Raw genomic sequence first — 5,203 nt, 5'->3', positions numbered from 1 at the left:
GGTCACTAGGATGTGGGGTGGGCGGCGGCGCATGCGCTCCCGTTCCGCCTGGGGGGTGTCCCCGGTACGCACCAGAGTCCGGATTTGCACCGGAGGCAATCCGAGTGCCTCCAGGGCGGCACCGATGCCGATGAGGGGCAACTCCAGGTTGCGCTGGATGTCGTTGGACAGGGCCTTCAGGGGCGAGACGTATACCACCTGAGTCTCGTCCTTGAGCCCCCCTCCGAGCCCTTGACGCACCAGGGCGTCGAGGGCGGCGAGAAAGGCCGCTAGGGTCTTGCCCGAACCCGTGGGCGCAGCGATCAGGACGTGACGGCCCTCTCGGATGGCCGGCCAAGCGCGGGCCTGGGGCTCCGTGGGCGCCGCGAAAGTGCGCCGGAACCAGTAGACAACGGCGGGGTGAAAGGCCTCCAGAGCCATGGCCGAAGGTTAGCCGCGGCTAGGCGATGGAGCAAGCATCGGCCGTGCCACACCCGCCAGTGACGTCCCATCCCGGATTCGGGCGATGACCCGCTCACGCCCCGGCAGGTAAAAGCGCATGATCGACATGGGGCGGGTCAGCGGATCGGACCGGCACCAGGCAAACGCCTGACTACTGGAAGCGCGGTGTCGGCCCGGGCGAAGCGCAGAGGACTTTTTTTGCGCGGCGGGAAATCCGCGCGGCCGCCGTCACCGCGGCCTGGAACGTGCCTCGCCAAGCGCGGTGGCACACATTTTTAGATGGAGAACCCTGAGGTACGGCCCCGGTCTTGCATCGAAACCCAGGCAAGGGGGGCCGGGAAGGCCATGACCGCGCGCGGTGTACCAAGGAGTGGAAGGCGCAGCAGGTGGGCTTCCCTACGCCCGAGCCACCGATGCGCAAAGCTCCCTCCCACGAGTCTGCGATTCACCCGCGAGAGTGGATCGGGGCGGCTGCCAACGCGCGGGACGTTGGGTGCCCGTCCCCCGACAAGCCACGGGGTTGTAAGAAGCCCTCCACAGCAGGGTCGCCCGCCGACGCCCTTCACCAGCCCACCTTCCCTCCTTCCTCCCGCGGTTCACTTTCCTGGACCTTCGGCGGCTCGGCGGGCAGGGATGCGACAGCAGGCACCGCGGGTACCTGACAGCCGGTGAGGCAACACCGGCCTGGTTGTCGGTTGCGAGTGATAGGGCGTCCGGGGCTTGCCAGCGCCTCGCGTCCCAGCAGCCGTTCCACCAGGTCCACCTTGTTGCCCAGGGGATAGTGGCGGAAGATTTCCATCTTCATCGCTTCCGGGGAACCGCCACCGTGGAGGGAGATCACCGAGTACCAGCCGCCGGCATAGGAGGCGGTCACATCCTCCAGGAGCCGAGCCACTTCCATGCGCTTTTCATAGGGAATGTCGGGCCGGCCCCGCAGTACCTCTGCCAGCATGCCCCCCGTGTGGGGGTTATGGTCCTCCTCCGGCCCGGGCAAGGCCACCACGAGTCCACCGGACACGTAGTGGGCAATCCGGTGCATGTCGTAGATCTGCGTCGAGAGGAGCAGCTTGCCCACGTTGGCGAATACGGGCTCGGGCTCGAACCCTCCCGATGGGTCCTGGATCCCGTAGACCGAAGCGGCCACGCCACAGGCAAAAAAACCCTCCACAATCTTGATCAGCTCCACCATGGCGTCGCGCAGGTGGTGGACGCGGTCCAGGTCCAGCCCGTTCGCCTCGCACATGAGGGCCCCCGCGCCAATCAGCAAATCGCCGAAACCGGCCCGGGCGCCGATGCAGGAATGCCGATGGTGCGTGGCGTAGCTGCGGGTGAGATGCTCGGAATGTTCCCACTCGCCGGCGAGGAATACCCGCTCCCAAGGTACGAGCACCCGCTCGAAGTGCACCACCGCGGTGCTCTGGCCATAGCGGGCGCTGAACCCGGCCCCAGCTTCTCCCGGACGCCCCGCGGGCCGCGCCACCAGGGTGACCCCCGGCGCGTCCACGGGCAGCGCACAGCACACGGCGAAGTCCGCGTCTCGTTCGGTCATGCTGCGACAAGGCATCACCAACAGTTCGTGGCACAGGGGGGCACCGGTGACAATCGCCTTCACCCCTTGGATCACCACGCCATCGGCGCGGCGCTCCACGATGCGCACATAGCTGTCCGCGATTGGCTGCTGGTGAGGGCGCAGACTACGGTCCCCCTTGCCGTCGGTCATGGCCACCGCGCAGGTGAGATCCCCCTCTTCGACGAAACGCAGGTACTCTTTAAGCCGCGAATGGTATTCGGTGCCCCGATCCTGGTCGATGCGATAGGTGGTCTGATAGATGGCGTTGAGGGCGTCCTGGGTAAGGTAGCGCTGGGCGCAGCCCGACACCTGACACACCAAGCGCACCGCCTCCAGCTTGTTGAGGAGATCCGCGCCACAGCGGTTGATCTGGAGAAAGCGGTTCACGACCCGTCCGCCCGGCGCTTGTCGGGCGGTCATCACCGGGCGCAGCCGCTCGTTGCGCGCGAAATCGTAAGTCACGCCGATGGCGTTGAGCGCCGGTGCAAGCAGGGGCTCGTCGGCCACGCTCGACACCTGGCGGCCGTTGACGAACACCCGAGGCTTGTACCGGCGCAGGGACTCCCGATAGTCGGCGGCAGACATCAGCATGGCGGCACCTTTCTGGATGGCAGCCGGCACCACATTCCCGGCGCCTTGCAATCGTTTCACGCCCGTCCCTGGAGGAGACCGTCGGGGTGGTGATCCGACGGCCCCTGCATCCCAGCCGCCGGGTGTCTAGCCGCTGGTAAGCTCCTTTGGCCGGCCGCGCTCGTCCACGGTGCGCAGCACCACCGGCCGGCGCCAGACCCGATGGACGTACTGGATGACCTTGCGCGCCCGCTCTAGGTCCAAGCCTCGCCCGTCGAGCTCGTGGTCATGGGTGAGCTCCAGCGTGCCGTCCAGATGGACGTGAGTCGCGGCGACCGACGGGGCGCCGAAGTTGAACTTGGGGGCGAGCAGCTTTTCCCGCAGGGTTTCGATATCGCCCCGCTCCACTCGGATGTCCCCCCCGGGGACTGCGGCGTATTCGAACAGGCGAAGCGCTTCGGCCAGCTCCTCGGTCAAGTAATTGCGCACGAAGCTGAAGTCGTCGTCCTCCTGCATGACCCGGCGGGCATAGGCCGCACCCCGCTCGGCCACGATGCTCTCCCACATCTTGAAGCCCAGATGGTATGGGTTGAGGGTGAGGGCGATCTCCCGCCCCCCGGCGTAGGGGCGCACCACGTCCGAATGGGCCTTGATTGCGTCCAGGTACACCTGCTGGGGCAGAAAGTCCGCCTTGCGCAGGAGCTGGGCGTGCCAGAAGCTCGCCCAGCCTTCGTTCATGATCTGGCACGCGAACACCGGGTAGAAGTAGAAAGACTCCTCCCGCACGGCGAGAAAGATGTCCCGCTCCCACCCTTCCAGCTCCGGCGCGTAATGGGCGATGAACCACAGCAGGTCCCGCTCGGGCGCGGGGGGCAGCGGTGCGCGCTTGCGCTCCTTGGGGGCAGTGGGCCGCTCCCGCCCACCCGCCAGTTTGTCGAAGCGGCTCACGAATTCGCCCGACACCGGCAAAACCTTCTCGGGCAGATACTCAGGATAGCGGGGCCGCCGCAAGCCCAGGTGCACGTTCACGTATTGTTCGAGGGCGAGGGCGGCGTCCAGCACAGCCTCCACCCGCGCCTCCCCGTAGACTTCGATCGCCTCGGTGATCTGGCGGGCGTGGGCAGCCGCCTGCTCGACGATGTGATAGCCCACCTCCTCCTGGGTTCGTTGGAACAGCAGGTTGTTCTTGGCGAAATCGGCGTGACCCAGGACGTGGGCCATCACCAGCGTGTTCTCTTCTAGGCTGTTGCGCTGGGCCAGATAAGCCCGGTTGGGATTGCCGGGAAAGACCACCTCGAACAGCCGCGAATGCCCCATGCGGTGCTGGACAAACTGGTAGATATAGCGCACGCCGAAGGACCAGTGGGGCATGCGCACCGGCAGCCCGTAGACGGCGACTTCGGTCATGAAGCTGTCGGGAACCGTCTCGAAGCTGACGGGATGGTAATCGAGCCCCTCCTCCCGGGCGAGGGCCTCGAGCTTGGCGCAATAGCTGGCGAGGGGGTCGTTCATGGAGCGCCGTTACGCAGCCTGCTCCTCCGCCCGCTCCCGGAAGAAGGCCCGGATGGCATCCCAGACCATGCTTTCCTCAGACAAATGATAGACCCCCACCGGGGCGCGGGTATGCTGTAGCTCCCGGAAGATCTGGGCCATCTCGGAAGTCTCCCGACCTCCGTCGGCCGCACCCACCTCCACGAAGCCCATGTAGTTCGCCACACCGCTCAGGCGGGTAAGCGCCTGGGTGGCCGCTTCCCGATCCTGCACGAAGTTCTGCCCATCGGAGGCATAGAACACGTAAATGTTGTAGCGAGAGGGAGCAAAGGCCTCGTCGATGCGCTGGAGCACTCGGTTGAAAGCGCTGGAGGCGACGGTGCCGCCGGTGCCGCGCACTTCGAAGAACTGCTGCTCGTCGAACTCCCAGGCGTTTTCCGTATGGGCGATGAAGACGGTGCTGATGTGCCGGTACTGCCGCCGCAAGCCCTGCACCACCCAGAAAAAGAAGGTCTTGGCGAGCTGGCGGTCGCGGCTGCCCATGCTGGCGGAGACGTCCATCACGAAAAACACGACCGCCTCCGAGGCTGGGCGCTCCCGCTTGATGAGCTGGCGATAGCGCAGGTCGGTATCGTGGAACGCCGGCCCGCCCCGTTGGATGTTGCGCCGCTTGATGGATTCGATGAGGGAGCGGCGCCGGTCTAGCCGCGATCGGGCGCCCCGTCGGTCCCATCCTTCCCGGGTGTAGTCGGTCTGCTCGACCGAGCCGGCCTTGGCGGTCAGATTGGGTAGCTCCAGCTCCTCCCACAGCCAATCCACGATGTCGTCCACGGTGAGCTCCACCACGAACTGGATCTCACCCCGGTTGTTGCCCCCACTGCCGAGTCCCTTGTCCTCGCCCGCCCCTCGTCCCCGGCGCAGCACATCTCCCGGTTTCACGTCCCCCTGACCGACACCCGCATGTTCGCCGTGCTCGGAGAGGCGAAAGCGGTAATGCTCGAGCAGTCTCACTGGCACCTGCACCCGGCGGTTGCCGTCGGTGCCCAGGATGTCGGACTGGGAAATCAAATCCGGCAGGTTGGCCCGGACCGCCTCCCGGACCTTTTCGTTGTGGCGCAGCCAATCCCGCGC

General features: G+C 66.3%; 4 protein-coding genes. All 4 read right to left on the bottom strand.

Annotated features, from left to right (window positions below; all coding sequences use genetic code 11):
- On the bottom strand, positions 1 to 420 hold a 420-nt coding region (locus V7Q81_RS14560), incomplete at its 3' end, for a DEAD/DEAH box helicase (protein ID WP_333844704.1).
- 583 nt (positions 421 to 1,003) lie between these two features.
- Positions 1,004 to 2,602: a 4-hydroxyphenylacetate 3-hydroxylase family protein gene (locus V7Q81_RS14555; protein ID WP_333844706.1), complete on the bottom strand. Its 1,599-nt coding sequence runs from the start codon at positions 2,600 to 2,602 to the stop codon at positions 1,004 to 1,006.
- 126 nt (positions 2,603 to 2,728) lie between these two features.
- Positions 2,729 to 4,093, bottom strand: a complete 1,365-nt coding sequence (locus V7Q81_RS14550; protein ID WP_333844702.1) for a SpoVR family protein — start codon at positions 4,091 to 4,093, stop codon at positions 2,729 to 2,731.
- 9 nt (positions 4,094 to 4,102) lie between these two features.
- A partial coding sequence (locus tag V7Q81_RS14545) for a DUF444 family protein (RefSeq protein WP_333844699.1) occupies positions 4,103 to 5,203 on the bottom strand: 1,101 nt, incomplete at its 5' end.

Origin of the sequence: Pelomicrobium sp. (assembly GCF_036803785.1) — a bacterium.
Lineage (GTDB): Bacteria > Pseudomonadota > Gammaproteobacteria > Burkholderiales > UBA6910 > Pelomicrobium.
The sequence above is the reverse complement of the archived record's forward strand: the minus strand, read 5'-3'. Positions and strand labels throughout refer to the sequence as shown.

Coding starts and splice junctions, on each gene's coding strand:
- V7Q81_RS14555 (WP_333844706.1), bottom strand. CDS start 2,602: ATGCTGATGTCTGCCGCCGACTATCGGGAGTCCCTGCGCCGGTACAAG.
- V7Q81_RS14550 (WP_333844702.1), bottom strand. CDS start 4,093: ATGAACGACCCCCTCGCCAGCTATTGCGCCAAGCTCGAGGCCCTCGCC.